Here is a 20,104-nt window from a genome sequence, read left to right as displayed (position 1 = left end):
TGCCCGACGGCGCCGGGCATTGATGCGTTCATGACGTCATTTGTCGTCGGTCGTCAGTTCCGTCTCGTCAGTATTCAGCACGAAGACCGCAAGCAGGCGCGCCGGCTTTGTCTTGCTGGCGTTTTTGCTGACGCTGTGATGATCGCCGGGAAATTCGGGAAAGCTTTCGCCGGCCTTGTAAACCTTCTCTGGCCCGTCATTCACCTTGCTGGTGATCGCACCTTCGAGAACGGTGGCATAGATGAAGGCCGAAGCCGGGTGCGTATGGCCGGGCGAGGTACCGCCCGGCGCATATTCGACGAGCACCGCCCGCATGCTCTTGCCGGGAACATTCGGAAGCTTCTGGTCGAAAACGACGCTTACCTTCGCGTCGCCGCCTGCGGCGTGAGCCTGAGTGCCGGCGGCAAGGACAATGGCGAGCGCCGCCGCCGAGATCATTTTTCTGAGCATGTCTGGTCTCCTGCGTTGATGGGAATGGGTCGGGCGCCCGGTATCAGGCGCTCTTTTTCTGAGGCGGCTGCCGGCTCAGCCAATCGTCGAAGCGGATCTTGCCGAGCCGCGCCTTGGCCCCGGTCACGAGCGAATTATCCTCGAGCTCCACGCCGAAGTAGCGGGCGTGCGGATCCGCCATCACTTGCCGCGGATCGTTCGTCGCCTTGAAGAGACGTGTCACGATTTCGGTGAGGCGGATCTTCTCCGGCCCGCCGATCTCGATCGTGCCGTTCACAGGCTTGCCGAGCGCCACTTCGGCCATGACGTCGGCGACGTCGTCCGAGGCGATCGGCTGCACGTAGGCCGGCGACAGATGCACGGTCTGGCCGACGGTGCCCGACTGGGCGATGCCAGCCATGAATTCATGGAACTGGGTGGAGTGCACGATGGTGTAGGGTATCCCGGAGCTCTTGATCAGCTCTTCCTGGGCCATCTTGGCGCGCATGTAGCCGCTGCCCTGCAGCCGCTCCATACCGACGATCGACAGTGCGATGTGATGCTTCACGCCGGCGGCAGCCCCTGCCTTGAGCAGATTGCGGCCCGACGTCTGGAAGAATTCCAGGACGGCCTTGTCCTCGAACGAGGGCGAGTTTGCGAGATCGAGAACCACCTGTGCCCCGGCGAGCGCTTCCGCCAGGCCTTTGCCGGTGATCGTGTCCACACCCGAGTTCGGCGACGCCGCCAATGCCTCGTGCCCCTTGTTGCGTAATCTTTCCACGGTCTTTGAGCCGATGAGGCCAGTGCCGCCGATAACGACGATCTTCATGGGTAGTCTCCTTGTCCTTTACGAGGATGTCCTCTGGTGGCCTGAAGGTGAGCAGGCAACTGCTCGGCATGCCCCCGCGCCCTCGATGAGCGAAGCGACTTTCATCGGGACCGTCGCCGGTGCGACCGGTGTAAACCGATGGGCATGAGGATGCGCCGGATCGCGGCCCCAAACTATTCTTCCTCGGTCGCTGTCAGCCTATGCGAACGTAGTAGGCCAGCTGGCTCTGCGGTCGAGGCAGTCGGCCGAAATGGCGGAACATCACATCGACAGGCATTGGCCAGATGTACCGTCGGGGCAGATGGCCGACCCGGAAGGCAAGGCGTATTCACTGGCCTGCAAGCCGAGGCTTGCGTCATCAATCCTCTCACGATGGAGATAGGAATGATCAAGCGTCTGAACTTCATGGCCCATAAGAACAGCGGCATCGACGGCCTCGTGGCCGTTGAAGGCTGGATTGCCAAAAGCTTCGATCCGAAGTTGCTCGAACTCGTCAAGGTGCGCGTTTCCCAGATGAATGGATGCGCGCATTGCCTGCACATGCACCGCCAGGACGCACTGAAGCTCGGCGAAACGGATGACCGGCTGCTGCTTCTGAACGCGTGGCGGGAGTCGCAGCTCTTCACCACTCGGGAGCGGGCCGCACTCGCCTGGGCCGAGGCTCTCACTCAGATCGCGAAAAGCCATGCGCCGGATGATGTTTATGAAGAGGCGCACGCCAACTTCTCGGATGACGAACTCGTGGCCCTTTCGATCGGTGTTGCAATGATTAACGCCTGGAACAGGCTGGCGATCGGCTTTCGGCTACAGCATCCGGCCGATCACAAGCGCGCCGCCGCCTGACGGTCTGCGCCTTCGGCGGATCAGGAAAGCTGGGTAGCCTCGAACATGGCGGTCAGCCCTATGCCCCCGCCGATGCCAATCATTGCCAGGCCGGCCGCGCCCGGCGCCCATCCGCTGATGTCGCGGATCAGCTGGCTGTATAGTCGGGTAACGAGGATTGCGCCGGAGGCGCCGAACGGATGGCCCAAGGCAATGGCCCCGCCGTTCCTGTTGATCGCGTCGGCCGGGACATCGAGCTGATCCAGCGATGCCAGAACCTGGGCGGCGAAGGCCTCGTTGAATTCGATGGCATTGATGTCGGACAGCGAGAGCCCGGGCTGACGCTGCAGCAGCTTCCTGGTCGAGGCGACCGGGCCGATGCCAAGCAGATTGGGATCCACGCCGGCAGCGGCGCTGTCGATGAAGGCAAGGCCCTTTTCGATGCCGAGGCTTTTCGCCATGCCACGGCTCATGACGAGCACCAGGCAGGCGCCGTCGTTCAGCGGGCAGGCATTGCCGGCTGTCACCGAACCGCCAGCCAGGAAGACCGGCCGGAGGTTTGCGAGTACCTGCAGGGATGTAGCCGCACGTGGGCATTCGTCCCGTTCGATCGGCCCGTGGTCGGTGGAAATGTCAACGATCTCGGGGCGAAAGGTGCCTGCCTCTGCCGCCGCTACGGCGAGCCGATGGCTGCGCAAGGCGAATTCATCCTGTCTCTGCCGCGATATGCTGAACTGACGGGCGACGTTTTCGGCGGCAATCCCCATTTCCGGGTCGCCGATCGTGTCAGGCGAAAACCGGGCGCGCCCGTAAAATCGCGGTGGCATCCCATTCGCCTTTGGTCTTTCGACGCGCCATGGTGCGGTGCTGACGCTTTCGACGCCGCCGGCCAGAAAGCACGAGCCGGCTTTCGCCTGGATCAGCCGGGCTGCCGTGATGATCGCTTCCAGGCCCGAGCCGCATTGCCGATCGATCGAGACACCCGGAACCGCCATGGGCAGACCTGCTGTGAGCGCTGTCAGCCGCGCGATATTTCCGCCGCCGCCGGCGGCATTGCCCACCAGCACATCGTCGATGCTTTCGGGCGCAATTCCCGTTTCGGACAGGATCCGATGAATGATCGGCGCAAGCAGGTCTTCCGCCGCGACAGTCGCAAGCGAGCCGAAAGCCCGGCCGATCGGCGACCGGTAGGCGGCAACCACGACCGGCTGCCAATCCTCGTCAGGCTGAAAGGCGTAGGACAAGATCGTCTCCAGAAACCACCGCCCGCTCCACTTGCCCCCTCGAGATCTTCCCGCTGCTCGTCATCGGCCAGGATCCGATATGGTAGAATTGCTTGGGGATCTTGTACCTGACGAGCGAGCTCGCGCAATGATCGGCCAGAATTTTTAGGTCCATCGTCTCTCCCGAGACGACGGCGACGATCCGTTGGCCGAAATAGGCGTCCGGCAATCCGAAGACAACAGCATCCTCTACCCCGGGGCAGGCCTTGAGCGCACTCTCGACTTCGGCGGGATAAACGTTGTTGCCGCCAGTGATCATCATGCCGCCCGCCCTGCCGATCACCCGCAGCATGCCATTGGCATCGAGTTCGCCGAGATCTCCGACCGTCGCTCCGGCTTCTGTGACCCGGAACGCCTGACCGTCGTCGCCCCAGAGATATCCATCCGCGATCAGGTCGCTGTCGACGAATATGGTTCCCGGCACATCGGTCCCGACGTCGTTCTCATCGGGGTCGCGAATGGAAATTCCCACGCCGGGATAGGCCTGCCCCACCCGGTCGATCGGGAAATCGATCTCGCCGCCGACAAGGGTCGAGACCGTCATGAAACCGAGCTCGGATGCGCCGTAATATTCCCGGATACGGGCCTTCGGAAACAGGCGACGCATGGATTCGACCCCGTTCCTGTCAAGCTTTGCGCCGGCGGTCAGGACGTCGCGCAAGGAGGTCAAAGCGGGTTCGCCCGCCCACGCCCTTGCAATTCCGGCTATATGGGTGGGCACGGCAACCAGCCGTTCGACTTGCCAGGAGGAGAGCGTGCGTGCGACCACGCCCGGATCCCATTTCCGGACTGAATGGAAGGTTGCCCCCGCATCAAGAGCTTCGACCAATGCATAGAGCGCAAGGCCGTGCGCGAGGGCTCCCGGGCACATTGTCGACGGCGCGTCTTCGAGCTCGAAAACGACGCGTCCCCGATCGAGGCTCCGGCGCCACTGCTCCCGCGAGCGATAATAGGCCTTCGGCTCGGCGGTGGTCCCCGATGTGAAGCCGATCAGAAAGATCTTGTCGGTATCGGCCGGCAGCTCGGCTTCACCTCCCGCCGCAGCGAGGTTGAAAGCCTCCGTTCCGGCGGGAACGACGGGAATGCCGAATCTCCGGGCAATTTCAGCGCTCGGCCCGGCATCGTCGTCGACAATCAGAACGTCAGGCGCCAGGCGCTCGATGATGCGTTCGATCCTTTCTGCCGGCATCAGCGGGTCGATGACCGCGCAGGCATTCGGGAAAGCGGTGGCCGCCGCAAAATACTCGGCAAAGCCGATATGATTGCCAAGGCTGAGGGCGGCAAGCTTCTCCACGCCGGGCAGATTGAGCATGCGGCGGTTCGAGCGGGGCAGATCTCGGAGAAACCGATAGATTGCCTTGGCGCGCAAATAGAGCTCGCCATAGCTGAGCGAGCGCCCGTCGATGACCAGCGCCGGCTTGTCCGGTGTCTCCGTTGCCTGTCGAAGAAGCTGCGCATGGATCGGCATGGACACCCGCTGGTTTGAATGATCGGCAATCAGCCGGGAGACAGAGCCGCTTTGGTCGCTTCGGGGATCGGCGTCGGGCGGCTGTCGGAGAGGCCGACGCAGACCCAGACGAAATGCGCTGATGCGCAATGGGCGCCATCGCGCTGGCGAAAGAGTTCTATGGCGAAGGACAGGCTCGTGCGCCCGATTTTCTCCACGTCCACCTTCGCCTCGACGACATCGTCGAGGTCGATCGGGCTGTGAAAGGTGATCTCCGCCTTCTTCACGTGATAGGCGACGCCGGAGGAGGTGTGACGGAAATGGCTGAGAATTTGCCGTTGCCGCAGGAACTCGACGACCGCATCCTCGCAATAATCGAGATAACGGGAATTGTGAACATGACCATAGATGTCGATGTCTCGCATCGAGACCCGGAACGATGCTAAAGGCCTGTCGTCAACGCTCATTCGATCACCAATTCGACGGGGTGATCTAACCGCAGTGTGTGGGGGATGCAATGCAATATCAGGCGGTCGTGCGAAAATTCGGCCCGGCTCAAGATGTCGTCGAGCTCGAGCAGGCTGCGCTGCCGCCGCTGCGGCGCGACCAGGTGAGGGTGCGCCTGTTGGCGCGGGCGATCAACCCGTCCGATATCATCACCATATCAGGAGCCTATAGCGGACGCACGACATTGCCCTTCATTCCGGGCTTCGAAGCGTTCGGCGTGGTCGAACAGTGCGGCGAGGAGGTTCATGGGCTTTCGCCGGGAACACGCGTGCTGCCGGTGCGCAGCGCCGGTGGCTGGCAGGAATTCAAGGATACCGATCCCGGCTGGTGCCTTCGTGTTCCAGACGAGCTCACCGACTTCGAAGCTGCGACGAGCTACGTCAATCCGATGACGGCCTGGCTGATGCTGCATGCCAAGATCGGGCTGAGGCCGGGCATGCGTATTGCCATCAATGCCGCCGCCTCTTCGATCGGAGCGATATTGATCGGTCTCGCCAATGCCGCAGGCGTGGAGCCGGTCGCCATCGTCCGCAGCGAAGGATCGCTTGAGCGCCTGCGCGGCCGGGTCGAGGCTATCATCATCGATAGGGAGGAAAGCCAAAGCGATCTGGCTGCCGGGCTCGCCGGCCGACATGGGCTCGACGCGGTGCTCGATTGTGTCGGAGGCGCGCGCGCCGCCACCCTCGCCGATGCGCTGAAGCCCGGCGGGCATTTCGTGCATTACGGCCTGCTTTCGGGCCAAAGCATTCCGGCTTCCTTCTGGGCCTCCCATCCCGATATCGCCTTTTCCTATTGTCACCTCCGGGAATGGGTTCATTCGCAAGCGATGAGCGACGTCCAGCGGGCCTATTCCGAGATCGCGGCGCAGATCGTTTCGAAAATCATCGCGACCGAGGTGCGGGAGGTATTCCCCCTGGAAAATGTCCGGCAAGCCCTGCACTCCGCTCTTCCCTTTAGAACGGGCGGCAAGGTGCTCTTGGCCTGACGGACGCTGTCACTAGGCGTCTTCGTGCCGTTGCCGCGCGATGGTGATTGCCGCATGGTTCTGCTCGGCCCATCCGATCAGGGTTTTCATGGGAATGAGGAAGGATCGCCCCAGTTCCGTCAGCTCATATTCCACGCGAGGCGGGACCTCCGGATAGACGGTGCGCCGCACGAAGCCATCCTGCGCCAGATGCTTCAACGTCTTGGAGAGCATCTGCTTCGAGATATCACCGATCTCGCGCATCAGCTCGTTGAAGCGTTTCTTCTCGTCTTCCAGCGCCTCGAGGGTGAGCAGGCTCCATTGATCGCCGATACGATCGAGCACGCCTCTGATCGGGCATCCCGCCCCGGGCTGTTGCTTCGGCTCGTCGGTTTCCTTGGGCATGCTCCGTCCTCGGTCATCCTCGGCTGACCTTGCCACTAAAACCTGCCTTCTTGCTAGGCATGTCGAGGTTTCATAGACCAGCTCTCATAGTCTGCTTTCTAGACTAGATCGCGAATCCATACCAAGGAGCTTGATGCATGACATTCGGGAAATCGCTTTTCGCACTCGTCATTTTGGCGAGTGTCGCCGCGCCGGCCGGCGCTTTTGCTGAATCCGCCTCGCGGGATTTGAAGGTCGAGGAAGCCAACCGGAAGCTGGTGGTGGAATTCTACGACAGGTTCTTCAACAAGCACGATATCGAGGCCGCCGCGGTCGTCGCCGACGACTACCGGCAGCACAATCCTCAAGTTCCAGACGGGAAGAAGCCTTTGATTTCCTTCTTCAGCGGCTTCTTCAAGGACAATGCCCAGTCGCGAGCCTAGATCGTCCGCAGCGCCGCCGATGGCGATCTGGTCTGGTTGCATGTGCACGCGACGAATGGCGCAGGCGATCTTGGCCAGGCGATCGTCGATATATTCCGCGTCAAGGACGGCAAGATCGTCGAGCACTGGGACGTGATCCAGGCCGTTCCGAAAGAGGCGGCAAACAAGAATACGATGTTCTGAGTTGGGTGGGCCGGCTTCCCAGCTGGCCCCACTATCGGCGTTACACGCCTGGTTCAGCCGTCTCTCTCGTTGCTGCCGATTTCCGCCGCACTGCTCGGTCAACATTTGCCGATGGCCTAGCGCACATACGCCAAGATGGCTGGTGCCATAATCGATCCGCATCAATCGATCCGAGGACGCTCCGATTTCGGCGTTGCCAGCCCGTGTTTGGCGAGTTCCAGGGTCAGAATAAGGGTTTCGAAAAGGTTGAACTTGTGATCTCACCGCCTGTGGGGGAGATGGCCGGCAGGGCAGAGGGGGTGGCCATGGCACACCCTCTCCCTGCTCTCTGCAAGCCCTGAGTAGTCCGCGCCCCAAGCTTTGACGGCTAAGCGGGATCGGGAGTAGCATCCACGCGGTAGCGGCAAGGTGGTCAAAGCGGCCGGCCCGGTGGAGATGCAATGATGAAACACAAACTTTTCCTCCTGACGCTCGCGGCGCTGGCATTTTGTTCCGCATGGCCCATTTCCAACGCCTTCGCTGCGGCCCAGCCTATCTTCTGGAGAGCTTTACGGCCGGCCGATCAGGCCAAAGCGAAAGTGCCGTTGTCGGGCACGATGAGCGGCCCACAGGGCGAAACACTCGCCTGGCATGGGGAGGCGCATCCGATCGAATTGACGGGCTTCGTTCTGCCGATCGACCAGGAAGGCGATCTTGTCTACGAATTCATGCTGGTGCCTTGGGCCGGAGCCTGCAGCCACATGCCGTCCCCTCCGCCCAACCAACTGGTTCGTGTCGTTCCGGAAGAGCCTTTGCACCTGGCAAGAATGTACGAGACCGTCACCGTGACGGGTACCCTGCGGCCCGGCCTGGATCAGGCGCAATTCTTCATGATCGACGGTGACCGCGTCCTCACCTACGGCTACAGCATAAACCATGCCCAGGTAGCGACAGTAACGGCGACGACTGATCCCGATCTGCTGTCACTTTCGCCTTTCGGCATTCTGCCTCGCCAGTAGAAGGCGCAGAGACGGCAACTGTCGATGTTCTGATCGCCGCTCAGGCCAAGACCCGGGCGCTGGTTCTCGTCACTAACGATGTCGGGGAATTCCGCCGCGTCGACGGTCTGCGTGTCGAGGACTGGACGGTCGGGCGGTAAGTCCGGTCTCCGATGAAAAAATGCCCGGGCGCAGCTGAAACTGCGCGCCCGGGCAAAATGCTGCCGGTCAGACGAGGTCGAAACGATCGGCGTTCATGACCTTGTTCCAGGCGGCGACGAAGTCCTTGACGAACTTCTGCTTGGCGTCGGACTGGCCGTAGACTTCGGCAAAGGCGCGAAGCTGCGAGTGCGAGCCGAAGATCAGGTCGACGCGGGTGCCGGTCCACTTGACTTCGTTCGTGTTGCGGTCGCGCCCTTCGTAAACGCCTTCCTTGCCGGTGACGGGCGACCACTGCGTGGCCATGTCGAGCAGGTTGACGAAGAAGTCGTTCGTCAGCGTTTCCGGACGGGACGTGAAGACGCCATGTTCGGGCGCGCCGGCCTTCAGCACACGCAGGCCGCCGACGAGAACGGTCATTTCAGGTCCGGTCAGCGTCAGCAACTGGGCGCGGTCGACGAGCGCTTCTTCCGGCTTCATGAACTGCCGGCCGCCGATATAGTTGCGGAAACCATCGGCGCGGGGTTTCAGCGCCGCGAAGGAATGCGCGTCGGTCTGCGCCTCGGCGGCGTCCGTGCGGCCCGGCGTGAACGGCACGCTGACGGCATGACCGCCGGCCGCTGCCGCCTTTTCCACACCGGCTGCACCGGCCAGAACGATCAGGTCGGCCAGCGAGATCTTCTTAGCGCCAGTCTGGGCAGCGTTGAAGTCCTTCTGGATGCCTTCGAGAACGCCGAGCACCTTGGCGAGTTGCGCCGGCTGGTTGACTTCCCAGTCCTTCTGCGGGGCAAGGCGGATACGCGCGCCATTGGCGCCGCCACGCTTGTCGGAGCCGCGGAAGGTCGAGGCGGACGCCCAGGCCGTCGAGACCAGTTCCTGTACGGTGAGGCCGGTTGCCAGCACCTTTGCCTTGAGGTCGGCGATGTCCTTGTCGTCGACGAGCGGATGATCGACGGCCGGGATCACATCCTGCCAGATCAGGTCTTCGGCCGGAACCTCCGGACCGAGGTAGCGCACCTTCGGTCCCATGTCGCGGTGAGTCAGCTTGAACCATGCGCGGGCGAAGGCATCGGCGAACTCGGCAGGGTTTTCCAGGAAGCGGCGCGAGATCTTCTCGTAGACAGGATCAAAACGCAGCGCCAGGTCGCTGGTCAGCATGGTCGGAAGATGCTTTTTCGACGAATCATAAGCATCCGGGATGGAGGCTTCAGCGTTCTTTGCGCTCCACTGATGCGCGCCGCCCGGGCTCTTGGTCAGCTCCCATTCGAAAGCGAACAGGTTTTCGAAGAAGTAGTTGCTCCACTGGGTCGGCGTCTGGGTCCAGGTCACTTCGAGGCCGCTACCGATGGCATCGCGACCGACGCCGGTGTTGAACTTGCTGGTCCAGCCCAGGCCCTGAGCTTCGAGCTCGCCGCCTTCCGGGTCGACGCCGACAAACGACGGATCGCCAGCGCCATGGGTCTTGCCGAAAGTATGCCCGCCGGCGATCAGCGCCACGGTTTCTTCGTCGTTCATCGCCATACGGGCGAAGGTTTCACGGATGTCGCGGGCGGATGCCAGCGGATCCGGAGTGCCGTTCGGGCCTTCCGGGTTGACATAGATAAGGCCCATCTGCACGGCGCCAAGCGGCTCTGCCAGTTCGCGTTCACCACTGTAGCGTTCGTCACCCAGCCAGGTTCCCTCAGGACCCCAGTAGAGTTCTTCCGGCTCCCAGACGTCGGCGCGGCCGCCGGCGAAACCGAAGGTCTTGAAACCCATGGATTCGAGCGCGACGTTGCCGGTGAGGATCAACAGGTCAGCCCAGGAGATCCTGTTGCCGTATTTCTGCTTGATCGGCCACAGCAGGCGGCGGGCCTTGTCGAGGTTCACGTTGTCAGGCCAGCTGTTGAGCGGTGCAAAACGCTGCTGGCCCTGGCCGGCGCCACCACGGCCGTCGGTGATGCGGTATGTGCCGGCGCTGTGCCAGGCCATGCGGATGAACAGGCCGCCATAATGACCGAAATCGGCCGGCCACCAGTCCTGCGAATCCGTCATCAGCGCGTGAAGATCCTTCTTCAGGCCGTCGAGATCGAGCTTTTTGAACTCCTCGGCATAGTCGAAGGCCTGGCCGAGCGGATCGGCGCGGCCGGAATTCTGGTGAAGAATCTGCACGTTCAGCTGGTCCGGYCACCAGTCGCGATTGGATCTGCTGCGAGGCGTATTACCGTGTGCAACAGGACATTTGCCTGCGCTGTCAGTGGGGTTGTCCATGATCGTCTCCTTCATTGCTTGATCTGTCTGCGGTCCAAAAAGATGAGCCGAGCTGGTGCCCCACTCTCTCCCTGCAGTCTTCATATCGGAAGCGCTTCATAAATTTAAGTTGGATTTACTGATCGTTGCGATAAGCTGAGGTTATGAAGAACCTTACCCTGAAACAGCTACGCTATTTTGAAGCACTGGCAAGAGATGGCCGCTTCCGACGCGCTGCCGACGCCTGTGCAATCTCCCAGCCGGCATTGTCAATGCAGATCAAAGAACTTGAGCAAGAATTGGGCGGTGAGCTTTTTGAGCGCAACGCGCGTGAGGTGAAACTGACCGCCTTCGGTCAGACCGTGGCTCTCAGGATCCGCGATATCCTGCGTGGCGTGGACGAGCTTGCGGAGCTGGCGCGGGCCGCGCGTGATCCCTTCCTGACGCGGCTGCGCATCGGCATCATCCCGACGATTGCACCCTATCTGTTGCCGGCGATCATCAATGACCTGAACAAGAGCTTCGCGGGTATCCAGATCGAAGTGCGCGAAACGCAGACGTCGAAGCTGGTTCAGGAGCTGGCGCAAGGCCAGCTGGACACGGCAATTGTTGCTTTGCCCGTGTCGGAACCCTCCCTGGCAGAACTCGAGCTCTTTAAGGAAGAGTTCGTGCTGGTCCGGCGCCCCGAAGACGAGGGCAAGCCCGTACCCGAACGCGAGGCGCTGCGCGAAATGCGGCTGCTGCTGCTCGAGGAAGGTCACTGCTTTCGCGATCAGGCCTTGTCATTCTGCAGGATAGGGCAGGCCCGCCCCCGGGAAGTCATGGAAGGCAGCTCTTTATCCACCCTGGTCCAGATGGTCAGCGCCGGGATCGGCATCACCTTGATCCCGGAGATGGCCGTTCCGGTGGAAACGCGCTCGGCCCATGTTTCGATCTCCCGTTTCCAGTCTCCGCAGCCGTCGCGAACGATCGGCATGATCTGGCGCAATTCGACGCCGATGGCCAAACAGCTCCAGCAGGTTTCAGAGGCGGTTCGCCGGTCGGCCGAAACCATGCGCGAACAGTATATCGCGCGGTGATGGACCTGACATCGCCTCGCCTCAGGAGCGCCGCTTGAACGTATGCTCCGCTGCCGGAAACTGTCGCGATCGGACCTCTTCGGCATAAGCTGCAGCGGCGGCCGAAATCCTCTTGCCGAGTTCGTCGTAGCGCTTGACGAAACGCGGGGTGAAATCGTTGAAGAGCCCCAGAATGTCGTCGGAAACCAGAACCTGGCCGTCGCAGGCGGAAGAAGCGCCGATACCGATGGTCGGGATGTGCATGGCGGCCGTCACCTCGCGGGCGAGCGGCTCCACCGTGCCCTCGATGACGACGGCAAAGGCGCCCGAGCCGCCGATGGCATGGGCATCACGCCGGATCTTCGACGTCTCGTGTTCGGAATGGCCGACGGAACGATAACCGCCTGCGGTATGAACCTGCTGCGGCATCAGGCCGATATGCCCCATAACCGGGATTCCCCGCTTGGTCAGAAAAGCGATGGTCTCGGCCATCTCCTCGCCCCCCTCCAGCTTGACGGCATCGCAACCGGTTTCCTGCAGGATGCGCACAGCATTGCGGAAGGCGACCTCCTTCGATTCCTGATAGCTGCCGAACGGCATGTCGACGACGACGCAGGCCTTGCCGACGCCGCGCATTACCGCCTTGCCGTGCGCGATCATCATATCGAGCGTCACGCCGATGGTGCTCTCCATGCCGTAGAGCACCATACCGAGCGAATCCCCGACCAGCAGGAGGTCGCAATGCTCATCGAGCAGCCGCGCCATCGGCGTCGTATAGGCGGTCAGGCAGACGATCGGCTTGCCGCCCTTCATGGCGGAAATGCGGGCTGGCGTAAGGCGCTTCTGAATTCCGGCCGCGCTCATCTGGTCACTCCCTTTCCCGGCAGACCCTGCCCGCCGATGACTCTCTTGTCACCGATAACTCGGTTGTCACTGACGACCCTGTTGTCGAGCAGCCGTGTCGAGCCGACCCGAACGAAGAGCGCCACGACGACAGGGTCTGCGATCGACGTGACCTTCTGCAGCGTCGAGGCATCCCTGACGGCGACGACCTCGGGCTTTGCCAGAGGCTCGCGACCAAGAAACGCCGTGAGCTTTGCCTCGAGTTCCACCGGATCGGTCAGGCCGCCGGCGACCAGACGCTCGGCCTCGTCAAGGGTCTGAGGGACAATCACCGCGGCACGCCGCTCCGCCTCGCTGAGATAGACGTTGCGCGACGACAATGCGAGGCCGTCGCTATCCCTGACCGTCGGCACTGATTTCACGCGCACCGGCACGGCCAGATCGTCCACCATGCGCTTGATGATGACGACCTGCTGGTAATCCTTCTCTCCGAAATAGGCGGTTTGCGGCTGCACGATGTTGAAAAGCTTGCAGACGACAGTGGCGACGCCGGCAAAATGCCCAGGCCGTACCGCCCCCTCGAGTTCGCACCCGAGATCGGGAACGTCGACGAGGGTCAGCATCGGGCGCGGATACATGTCCTCGACGCCAGGTGAAAAAAGGAAATTGACGCCGGCTTGCCTCAGCATGGCGGCATCGCGTTCCAGATCGCGCGGATATTTGCTGAGGTCTTCCGCCGGGCTAAACTGCAGCGGATTGACGAAAATCGAGACGACGACGATGTCATTCTCGGCGCGAGCGCGCGAGACGAGCTCCATATGACCGGCATGAAGATAGCCCATCGTCGGAACGAGGCCGACGGTCCGCCCTTGCCGCCTCAGCGCATCGAGCGTGTGGCGCAGCTCGTCAATGCTCGAGAAAACCCGCATAAATCCTCCCCTGGACCGGTCACTCCATCTTGGGCGCGGATATGAAGTGTAATCGATGCGGCAGGTCAATGCATATTCCTMGATAAAAACGATTAGATGCAACGGCAGCCGGTGACGCCAGGCCATATCAGCTCCCGCAAAATGGCTTTTCGCCACTCGGCTCCTGTTCCACGTCTCACCTGCTTGCAGTGGAACCGACGATGTGCGACTTCCGTTACTCGCCCTGTCCGTCAAGATACCATCACAGTCGGTCGCTATGGACGTTACATGGAGGACGCATGGACAAGCCCTGGAAGATCAGCCGCGGACCGATTGCGGCAACCGAGCTCGACGTGGAGAAGGCAAACGCGATCAATGTGCTGTTGATCCGGCCGGTCGGCGTTCTTCCGGCCAAGGCGGGAGATTCGGTCCTTCCTTTTGCCGTCGGCCTTTTCAATGAACTCCGCCCGCTCCTGAAGCCCGATGCCGGCGTCACCACGCTGCGGCGGGCGACCGCGGCCTATGTCCACTGCCGGCGCTACTATTTCGCCAGCGCCCAGCCCGATTCCATGCGCCATGGCCTTGACGGCGAACCCGTCGAACCACTGTCGCCCGAAGACCGGCTGGTCGCGCAAAAACGCTTCCTGAGCCTCAAGCAGAACACCGGCAAGACAGATGCATCCGAGCAGACGGCAACAGTTCCCGCTCCCCTGTTGAGCAAAAGCGAACAGATCCGCGCAGCCCTCCTCGGAAAAAGGAACGCCGCCAGCTAGAGCAGAATGACATCAGCGTCTCATATCCGGCTTGCAGTCATTGCGCGTTCTTGCGTAGTGCGACCGTCTTTCACGAGGTCGACGTAATAGTATCGTTTCGCAGCGAATAGCATCTGCGCGCAACGTCGGACTGCTTAAACCTTCGCATTAGCCTCAAGTATGTTTGCTTTACATACCTTTAATGCAATTACGCTAATTTTAGCATCAACCAGAAACCCAGTCCGGGCTTGCTAGAACGATGCGTTTCCTGATTGCAGCTTCCTTAATCGCATTGGCCGTCGTCCAGCCTGGCGCGGCCGCCGATCTTTCCGCGTATAAGCGGCCACTGACAGTTCCGTTCGAGGGCGTTACAGTCTACTCCCCCCAGTTGGCGACGCTCGGCAAGATGCTGTTCTTCGATCCGCGGCTTTCCGGCAACAAGAACATGACCTGCGCCAGCTGTCATAACCCTTCCTTCGGCTTCGAGACACCGGTGACGACGCCGATCGGCGCGGCCAATACCGCGCTTGCGCGCCAGGCGCCGACCGTTCTGAACGTTGCCTGGGTCACGCCCTTCTTCTGGGACGGCCGCGCGCCGAACCTGGAGGAGCAGGCGGCAGGCCCGATCACTGCTGCCGCCGAAATGAACGGCAAGCTCGACACCGCCGTGACCGAAATGCAGGGTATACCTGATTACAAGAAGTGGTTCGACGAGGTATTCCCTGACAAGGGCGTCACCAAGGAGACGATGCTAACGGCGATCGCCACCTATGAGCGGACGGTGGTTTCCAATTGGTCGCCCTTCGACCGGTGGGTGGACGGCGACGAGAAGGCGGTCTCCGACGGCGCCAAGCGGGGCTTCGAGCTGTTCACCGGCACCGCCGGCTGCTCCTCCTGCCATACGGGCTGGAACTTCACCGACAACAAGTTCCACGACATCGGCCTGCCGGGCGACGATATCGGCCGCTACAAGATCGATGCGAGCAGCGCGGACAATAAATATGCCTTCAAGACGCCCGGCCTGCGCAACACGCTCTACCGTGGCCCTTATATGCATGACGGCAGCCTGAAGAGCATGGACGAGGTGATCGTCCATTATGAAAGCGGCGGCGTCAGCCGTCCGTCGCTCGATAAGGCGATGTCGCCCTTCTTGCTGACGGACCAGGAGAGCAAGGATCTGATCGCCTTTCTCGGAACCCTGACCGCCGAAAAGCAAGACATCCCCCTGCCGACGCTGCCGAACTGAGGTGCTGGCAATGAAACTCTCCATACGCATGCAGATTCTCGTGCCCATGGTGGCTACGATCATCGTCGGCTTCGGCAGCGCATTCCTGATCGGCTATCAGGCGATCGTCGGCCAGACCCAGGTCGCCGCGGTGGTGCAGGAAGCGGTGAACGCCAAGATGGTCTCCGCCCATATCGAACGGCAGTTCAAGGATGCGACCTCCGTCGTGGACCGGGTGCTTTCGATGACGAATTTCGTCCCGGCGGCCGAGGTCAAGGCCGGGTTCGATGAGAGCAATGGAGCGCTGGTGCAGTCGCTCGATGAGCTCGGCCGCGTCGATCTCGCCGGTTCGCTGACCGAGGGCGTGCAGTCACTCCGCCAGGCCCATGATGTCTGGGAAAAGGACGTCAGGATCAGTCTCGGGCTGCAGCAGGCAGACGAGGTCCCGACAGCCGAAAAGCTGGCGCGCTCGCAGCAGGCGATCCTGACCGGGATTGTCGCGGTCAACGCGATCGTCGATAAAATAGCAACCGAGAGCGTCGCCGCCGCCGGCAGCGCCCTGGAATCGAAAATCGAAACCGAATTGGCATTGGCGGGCATTGCCGCGCTCGTCGGCCTCGGCATTCTCATCGCCATCGCCCGGCATGTGTCACGCCCGATCCAGCGCATCACCCAATCCATGCAGGAACTCGCAGCCGGCGAGACGGACAAGGCAATCCCCTACGCAGGGCGCCGCGACGAAATCGGCCTGATGGCCGGTTCGGTGGAAGTCTTCCGCCAGAACGCCATCGCCCGCGCCGAGCTCGAAAGCGAGGCCGAGGAGAACCGTCGCCTGGCAGAAGCAAACCGGCTGGCGGACCAGGAGCAGGCGGAGCGGAGCGCGGCGGAACGGTTGACGATCGCCACGTCAGGCCTTGCCGCCGGGCTGAAGCGCCTCGCCCAGGGCGATCTCGCCTTCCAGCTGTCGGACGCGTTCGCGCCGGAATTCGAACCGCTCAGGCATGATTTCAACGCCTCCGTCAAGCAACTCGGCGATACGCTCCTTTCCGTTTCCGAAAGCGTATCGATCATCAATTCAGGCACTCGCGAGATCAGCAACGGCTCCAACGAACTCTCCGGCCGCACCGAACGGCAGGCTGCGACGCTCGAACAGACTGCCGCGGCGCTGAACGCCGTAACCGCCAAGGTCACGGAAGCTTTCGAGATCGCCAAGGAGGCCCGCAGCGTCGCCGACAATGCCAATCGCAGCGCCATGGCGTCAGGCAAGGTGGTGGCCCAGACAGTCGAGGCGATGGATCAGATCCAGGAATCGTCCAAGCAGATCAACAACATCATCAGCGTCATCGATCAGATTGCCTTCCAGACCAATTTGCTGGCGCTCAATGCCGGCGTCGAGGCTGCCCGCGCCGGCGAAGCCGGCAAGGGTTTCGCCGTCGTCGCCCATGAAGTGCGCGAACTCGCGCAACGCTCGGCCCAGGCCGCCAAGGAGATCAAGGACCTGATCGGGCGGGCATCCGCCAACGTCGCCAGCGGCGTCGAACTGGTCAGCCACACCGGCGCAGCGCTTGGTGACATCGGCCGCTTCATCGCCGATATCAATCAGCGCATGGAAGCGCTGGCGGCCTCGGCGCGTGAACAGGCGACGAATCTGTCGGAGGTCAATTCGGCGATGGGCCAGCTCGACCAGGTGACCCAGCAGAACGCCTCGATGGTGGAGGAAACCACAGCCGCCAGCGTCACGCTCGCCAGCGAGGCCGAGCGCCTGCGCGAACTGGTCACGCAGTTCGAATTGGGCAGGGCGCAAGCCAACACCCGGACATATCGCGACGCGGCCTGAGCGGAGCCTGAAAACCGGCCGGTGCAGGACTGAGAGCTTTTCGGGGCCGGGGGCGCGGAAAACGCGCCCCCGGCTGGCGCCGGCCGAAGGGGAGGGGCAATCGGCCGGGTCAGTTCAACGGGGCTTCGCCTGATGTGATCCGCTGCTCGTTTCCGGCAAACAGGTGAACAGCATCATGGATTGGCGCAATCCTCAGCACCTCGCCGGGGGCGGCCCTGATCCGTTCCCTGAAGACGCAGGTCAGCGTCTGCGTTCCCAGCCGGACGATGACGAGCGTTTCCGAACCCGTCGGCTCGACGACCACGGTCGTTACCTCGATGCCGCCCGGGTCCAACCGGATATGTTCGGGACGAATGCCGTAGATCACGGCTTCAGGCGGACGGCGCTCGCTCGGCAGGAGCAGGCCGTCGGCGGTTCGAAACCCGTCTTCCGTCATGTTGCCGCTGATGAAATTCATCGCCGGGGAGCCGATGAAGCCGGCGACGAAGAGGTTGTTCGGACGATCGTACAACTCCAGCGGAGAACCCGACTGCTCGATCAGGCCATCCTTCATGACGACGATCTTGTCGGCCATGGTCATGGCTTCGATCTGGTCGTGGGTGACGTAGATGGTCGTCGTCTGCAGCCGTTGATGCAATTCCTTGATCTCCGAGCGCATCTGCACCCTGAGCTTGGCGTCGAGGTTCGACAGGGGCTCGTCGAAGAGGAAGACGGCCGGGTCGCGCACGATCGCCCGCCCCATCGCCACGCGCTGTCTCTGGCCGCCCGACAGCTGCTTGGGATATCTCTCCAGGAGACTTTCGAGACCGAGGATTTTCGCGGCGTTGCCGACCCGCTGATCGATCTCCGTCCGCGGCATTCGTTTCAGCCGCAACGAAAAGCCCATGTTCTTGGCAACAGTCATGTGCGGATAGAGCGCATAATTCTGGAACACCATGGCGATGTCCCGGTCCTTGGGCGCAAGCTCGTTGACGATATGCTTGCCGATCTGGATCTGCCCCGAGGTGATGCCCTCGAGGCCGGCGATCATTCTCAAAAGCGTGGATTTGCCGCAGCCCGAGGGGCCGACCAGAACGACGAACTCGCCGTCGCCGATATCGACCGATACGCCTTTGATCGCTTTGAACGCGCCGTAATCCTTGCGCGCATTGTTGACCGAAACATGGGCCATTACCGTCCTCCCGAAATCGCTGTCAAAGTCCGCTCAGGACATTTCTCAAATAATCGAGGCCGAGGCGCTCGCCGTCTTTGCGGGCGGCTAAGTCCTTGCCCGGCCAGCCATAGGCGGCATCCTCGTGTTCGATCGACAGCGTGCCGTCGAAGCCAGCCCCGCTGGCCTGGCGCAGAAACCTCGGCCAATCGATGAGGCCGAGCCCGGGCAGCTTGTATTGCCACCAGCCCTTGCCGTGATAGCCGACAGCCTGCAGGCTCTCCGCATTGATTGCCGTGTCCTTGGCGTGAAGGATGGCGATGCGATCCTTCACCGCCTCCATCGCCTGATAGGGATCGACGCCGATGCGAATGAGGTGCGAGGGATCGAATTCCAGGCCGAAGCGGGGGTTCTCGATCCTTTGAAAAAGCTCCTGCCATCCTTTCGGCGTCGTACCGATGAAATTATCCTTCGGACCCGGCCAGTTCTCGATTGCGAAGGTGAGGCCAAAGGGCTGCGTCTCAGCGATCAGGCCGTTGGCGAAATCGGCGAAGTCATCGTAGTTGGCTTCGTCGCTTGCGGTGTCGTCCCGGCCCGGGAAGATCACGAAGATCGGGACGCCCGCTTCACCGATCGCGCCGGCAAATTCGGCGGTCCTTTCCCGAAGTGCCTTTCGTTTTGCCCGGTCGGCATCGAGTTGATTGCCGAAATAGGTAATTGACGACACGAAGAGGTCGCGGCTGCGTGCGAGCGCGACGGCGGCCTCCAACCGATCGGGCGTCTTGATATGGCCGCCGACATCGATCTCGATGGCGTCGAAACCGGCCGATGCGGCGAAATCCACCACTTCCTCGAAGGGGCGATCGTTGAATGTCGAAGTGTAAAAGCCGATCTTCACCAAAATCCTCCTTCAACAAAATCCCTGGGGCCTTGCGGCCGTTTCAACCGTTCAGGCGATCCATGTTCTTGAGTGGCGAACGTGTGCGTTGCGCCGCGTCCGCCGATGCGAGCATGAGGGCTGCTGCCATCGGCATGACCGCCGCCCCCATGGCAGAGGCATCCTCTCCGAGCGAGGCGCGATGAAGCGAGGGGAGGTTGGTGTCCTCGGCATCGAGATGCTCGTGCACATAGCGCAGCAACTCGTCGACGATGCGGATCGGCAATCTGCCGCCGACGAGGACGGCGTCGGGGTCGACGACCATGCCGATATGCTTGACGGCGACGGCCAGATGCGCGCTCATTTCCTTCAGCCATTGCGACACGAGGCGCCTGCCATGCGCATCCAGCGTCAGGAGATCGTGGGGAACACTCACCTCGACGCCATGCCGCGCAAGAAAATCATAGAGGAAGAACAGCGAGAATATCTCGCCGAGAAGCTGGACCTTATGGGCCTTCCCGTCCCCGCCATCGGCAATCGGAAGCCAGCCAATTTCACCGCTGAGGCCCATGGCGCCGCGATGACCATTGCCATCGAGCACGAGGCCGCCGCCCGGGCATGGATTGATGGCGATGTAGAAGAAGCTGCTGCTTTCAGCACCCAGTCCATAATCGAGTTCGGCAAGGGCTGCGGCATTGGCTTCGTTTTCGATGAAGACGGGATGCTGCGTCAGGTTCTCCAGTGCGGCGCGCACATCGAATGCCGTCCATTCCTGATAAGCCCCATTCCTGATAAGCC

At 61.9% G+C, this 20,104-nt stretch carries 19 protein-coding genes and 2 pseudogenes; 9 read left to right on the top strand and 12 right to left on the bottom strand.

Annotation, left to right across the window (positions count from 1 at the left end; genetic code table 11):
* Positions 1 to 36: 36 nt before the first annotated feature.
* Entirely contained in the window at positions 37 to 450 is a 414-nt protein-coding gene (locus AC1ECN_RS33350; RefSeq protein WP_024321615.1) for a cupin domain-containing protein, read from the bottom strand.
* 43 nt (positions 451 to 493) lie between these two features.
* Entirely contained in the window at positions 494 to 1,258 is a 765-nt protein-coding gene (locus AC1ECN_RS33345; RefSeq protein WP_130673645.1) for an SDR family oxidoreductase, read from the bottom strand.
* A 384-nt stretch (positions 1,259 to 1,642) separates the two neighbouring features.
* Here AC1ECN_RS33345 and AC1ECN_RS33340 point away from each other — a divergent pair, with 384 nt between their 5' ends.
* Positions 1,643 to 2,101, top strand: coding sequence for a carboxymuconolactone decarboxylase family protein (locus AC1ECN_RS33340; RefSeq protein ID WP_033183044.1), 459 nt, complete (start codon positions 1,643 to 1,645; stop codon positions 2,099 to 2,101).
* Positions 2,102 to 2,121: 20 nt separating this feature from the next.
* On the opposite strand, the gene AC1ECN_RS33335 is transcribed toward AC1ECN_RS33340, so the two are convergent.
* From AC1ECN_RS33335 to AC1ECN_RS33325, 3 genes are read right to left on the bottom strand one after another with little or no spacing between them, the layout of a single operon-like run.
* Complete coding sequence (locus tag AC1ECN_RS33335; protein ID WP_130673646.1) at positions 2,122 to 3,324, bottom strand: thiolase family protein; 1,203 nt, start codon at positions 3,322 to 3,324, stop codon at positions 2,122 to 2,124.
* Positions 3,302 to 4,831 (bottom strand): class I adenylate-forming enzyme family protein, encoded by a 1,530-nt coding sequence (locus AC1ECN_RS33330; protein WP_130765688.1) that lies wholly within the window; start codon positions 4,829 to 4,831, stop codon positions 3,302 to 3,304. The genes AC1ECN_RS33335 and AC1ECN_RS33330 overlap by 23 nt, the downstream gene beginning before the upstream one ends.
* A gap of 29 nt (positions 4,832 to 4,860) precedes the next feature.
* On the bottom strand, positions 4,861 to 5,277 hold the full coding sequence (locus AC1ECN_RS33325; RefSeq protein WP_024321610.1) for an acyl-CoA thioesterase: 417 nt from the start codon (positions 5,275 to 5,277) through the stop codon (positions 4,861 to 4,863).
* Positions 5,278 to 5,327: 50 nt separating this feature from the next.
* Between AC1ECN_RS33325 and AC1ECN_RS33320 the strand changes: the two genes are divergently transcribed.
* A complete protein-coding gene (locus AC1ECN_RS33320; protein WP_024321609.1) occupies positions 5,328 to 6,302 on the top strand; it encodes a zinc-dependent alcohol dehydrogenase family protein in 975 nt (324 codons plus the stop codon).
* Between the two features lie 12 nt (positions 6,303 to 6,314).
* Here AC1ECN_RS33320 and AC1ECN_RS33315 read toward each other — a convergent pair whose 3' ends face one another.
* Positions 6,315 to 6,686 (bottom strand): winged helix-turn-helix transcriptional regulator, encoded by a 372-nt coding sequence (locus AC1ECN_RS33315; RefSeq protein ID WP_130765686.1) that lies wholly within the window; start codon positions 6,684 to 6,686, stop codon positions 6,315 to 6,317.
* A 137-nt stretch (positions 6,687 to 6,823) separates the two neighbouring features.
* Here AC1ECN_RS33315 and AC1ECN_RS33310 point away from each other — a divergent pair.
* The 3 genes and pseudogenes from AC1ECN_RS33310 to AC1ECN_RS33300 form a co-directional block, all read left to right on the top strand.
* Positions 6,824 to 7,291, top strand: a pseudogene (locus AC1ECN_RS33310) (nuclear transport factor 2 family protein).
* Positions 7,292 to 7,731: 440 nt separating this feature from the next.
* Positions 7,732 to 8,289 carry a DUF3299 domain-containing protein gene (locus tag AC1ECN_RS33305; RefSeq protein WP_130726067.1) on the top strand — a complete coding sequence of 186 codons (558 nt, stop codon included), beginning with the start codon at positions 7,732 to 7,734 and terminating at the stop codon, positions 8,287 to 8,289.
* 20 nt (positions 8,290 to 8,309) lie between these two features.
* Positions 8,310 to 8,429: pseudogene (locus AC1ECN_RS33300) on the top strand (type II toxin-antitoxin system VapC family toxin); the annotation flags it as partial.
* Between the two features lie 67 nt (positions 8,430 to 8,496).
* Here the strand turns inward: AC1ECN_RS33300 and katG are convergent.
* Positions 8,497 to 10,677: a catalase/peroxidase HPI gene (gene katG / locus AC1ECN_RS33295; protein ID WP_477955386.1), complete on the bottom strand. Its 2,181-nt coding sequence runs from the start codon at positions 10,675 to 10,677 to the stop codon at positions 8,497 to 8,499.
* 143 nt (positions 10,678 to 10,820) lie between these two features.
* On the opposite strand from katG, the gene AC1ECN_RS33290 reads away from it, so the two are divergent.
* The gene (locus AC1ECN_RS33290) at positions 10,821 to 11,735 is read left to right on the top strand and encodes a hydrogen peroxide-inducible genes activator (RefSeq protein WP_027688138.1); all 915 of its coding nucleotides are present in this window, start codon (positions 10,821 to 10,823) and stop codon (positions 11,733 to 11,735) included.
* 21 nt (positions 11,736 to 11,756) lie between these two features.
* On the opposite strand, the gene panB is transcribed toward AC1ECN_RS33290, so the two are convergent.
* Together panB and panC are read right to left on the bottom strand one after the other, a co-directional pair.
* Entirely contained in the window at positions 11,757 to 12,578 is an 822-nt protein-coding gene (panB, locus tag AC1ECN_RS33285) for a 3-methyl-2-oxobutanoate hydroxymethyltransferase (RefSeq protein ID WP_018493487.1), read from the bottom strand.
* Positions 12,575 to 13,486, bottom strand: coding sequence for a pantoate--beta-alanine ligase (panC, locus tag AC1ECN_RS33280; protein WP_130726066.1), 912 nt, complete (start codon positions 13,484 to 13,486; stop codon positions 12,575 to 12,577). The genes panB and panC overlap by 4 nt, the downstream gene beginning before the upstream one ends.
* 278 nt (positions 13,487 to 13,764) lie before the next feature.
* On the opposite strand from panC, the gene AC1ECN_RS33275 reads away from it, so the two are divergent.
* The 3 genes from AC1ECN_RS33275 (at position 13,765) to AC1ECN_RS33265 (ending at position 17,279) form a co-directional block, all read left to right on the top strand.
* Positions 13,765 to 14,238: a ProQ/FINO family protein gene (locus AC1ECN_RS33275; protein WP_024321601.1), complete on the top strand. Its 474-nt coding sequence runs from the start codon at positions 13,765 to 13,767 to the stop codon at positions 14,236 to 14,238.
* A gap of 238 nt (positions 14,239 to 14,476) precedes the next feature.
* Positions 14,477 to 15,463 (top strand): cytochrome-c peroxidase, encoded by a 987-nt coding sequence (locus tag AC1ECN_RS33270; RefSeq protein ID WP_130657140.1) that lies wholly within the window; start codon positions 14,477 to 14,479, stop codon positions 15,461 to 15,463.
* 10 nt (positions 15,464 to 15,473) lie between these two features.
* Positions 15,474 to 17,279, top strand: coding sequence for a methyl-accepting chemotaxis protein (locus AC1ECN_RS33265; RefSeq protein WP_024321599.1), 1,806 nt, complete (start codon positions 15,474 to 15,476; stop codon positions 17,277 to 17,279).
* A 109-nt stretch (positions 17,280 to 17,388) separates the two neighbouring features.
* On the opposite strand, the gene AC1ECN_RS33260 is transcribed toward AC1ECN_RS33265, so the two are convergent.
* From AC1ECN_RS33260 to AC1ECN_RS33250, 3 genes are all read right to left on the bottom strand, one after another.
* Complete coding sequence (locus tag AC1ECN_RS33260) at positions 17,389 to 18,450, bottom strand: ABC transporter ATP-binding protein (RefSeq protein WP_027688133.1); 1,062 nt, start codon at positions 18,448 to 18,450, stop codon at positions 17,389 to 17,391.
* Between the two features lie 22 nt (positions 18,451 to 18,472).
* A complete protein-coding gene (locus AC1ECN_RS33255; protein WP_130673652.1) occupies positions 18,473 to 19,327 on the bottom strand; it encodes a sugar phosphate isomerase/epimerase family protein in 855 nt (284 codons plus the stop codon).
* A gap of 43 nt (positions 19,328 to 19,370) precedes the next feature.
* The coding region (locus AC1ECN_RS33250; protein WP_477955383.1) for an ROK family protein at positions 19,371 to 20,104 on the bottom strand (734 nt) is incomplete at its 5' end.

This window comes from Rhizobium sp. 01N447_2, assembly GCF_056399245.1.
Note: the sequence above shows the minus strand (reverse complement) of the source record. Positions and strands in the feature narration are given on the sequence as shown.

Excerpts from the sequence above, each read along its gene's own strand:
- AC1ECN_RS33350 (WP_024321615.1), bottom strand. The coding sequence starts at position 450 with ATGCTCAGAAAAATGATCTCGGCGGCGGCGCTCGCCATTGTCCTTGCC.
- AC1ECN_RS33345 (WP_130673645.1), bottom strand. The coding sequence starts at position 1,258 with ATGAAGATCGTCGTTATCGGCGGCACTGGCCTCATCGGCTCAAAGACC.
- AC1ECN_RS33340 (WP_033183044.1), top strand. The coding sequence starts at position 1,643 with ATGATCAAGCGTCTGAACTTCATGGCCCATAAGAACAGCGGCATCGAC.
- AC1ECN_RS33330 (WP_130765688.1), bottom strand. The coding sequence starts at position 4,831 with ATGCCGATCCATGCGCAGCTTCTTCGACAGGCAACGGAGACACCGGAC.
- AC1ECN_RS33325 (WP_024321610.1), bottom strand. The coding sequence starts at position 5,277 with ATGAGCGTTGACGACAGGCCTTTAGCATCGTTCCGGGTCTCGATGCGA.
- AC1ECN_RS33320 (WP_024321609.1), top strand. The coding sequence starts at position 5,328 with ATGCAATATCAGGCGGTCGTGCGAAAATTCGGCCCGGCTCAAGATGTC.
- AC1ECN_RS33315 (WP_130765686.1), bottom strand. The coding sequence starts at position 6,686 with ATGCCCAAGGAAACCGACGAGCCGAAGCAACAGCCCGGGGCGGGATGC.
- AC1ECN_RS33305 (WP_130726067.1), top strand. The coding sequence starts at position 7,732 with ATGATGAAACACAAACTTTTCCTCCTGACGCTCGCGGCGCTGGCATTT.
- AC1ECN_RS33290 (WP_027688138.1), top strand. The coding sequence starts at position 10,821 with ATGAAGAACCTTACCCTGAAACAGCTACGCTATTTTGAAGCACTGGCA.
- panB (WP_018493487.1), bottom strand. The coding sequence starts at position 12,578 with ATGAGCGCGGCCGGAATTCAGAAGCGCCTTACGCCAGCCCGCATTTCC.
- panC (WP_130726066.1), bottom strand. The coding sequence starts at position 13,486 with ATGCGGGTTTTCTCGAGCATTGACGAGCTGCGCCACACGCTCGATGCG.
- AC1ECN_RS33275 (WP_024321601.1), top strand. The coding sequence starts at position 13,765 with ATGGACAAGCCCTGGAAGATCAGCCGCGGACCGATTGCGGCAACCGAG.
- AC1ECN_RS33270 (WP_130657140.1), top strand. The coding sequence starts at position 14,477 with ATGCGTTTCCTGATTGCAGCTTCCTTAATCGCATTGGCCGTCGTCCAG.
- AC1ECN_RS33265 (WP_024321599.1), top strand. The coding sequence starts at position 15,474 with ATGAAACTCTCCATACGCATGCAGATTCTCGTGCCCATGGTGGCTACG.
- AC1ECN_RS33260 (WP_027688133.1), bottom strand. The coding sequence starts at position 18,450 with ATGGCCCATGTTTCGGTCAACAATGCGCGCAAGGATTACGGCGCGTTC.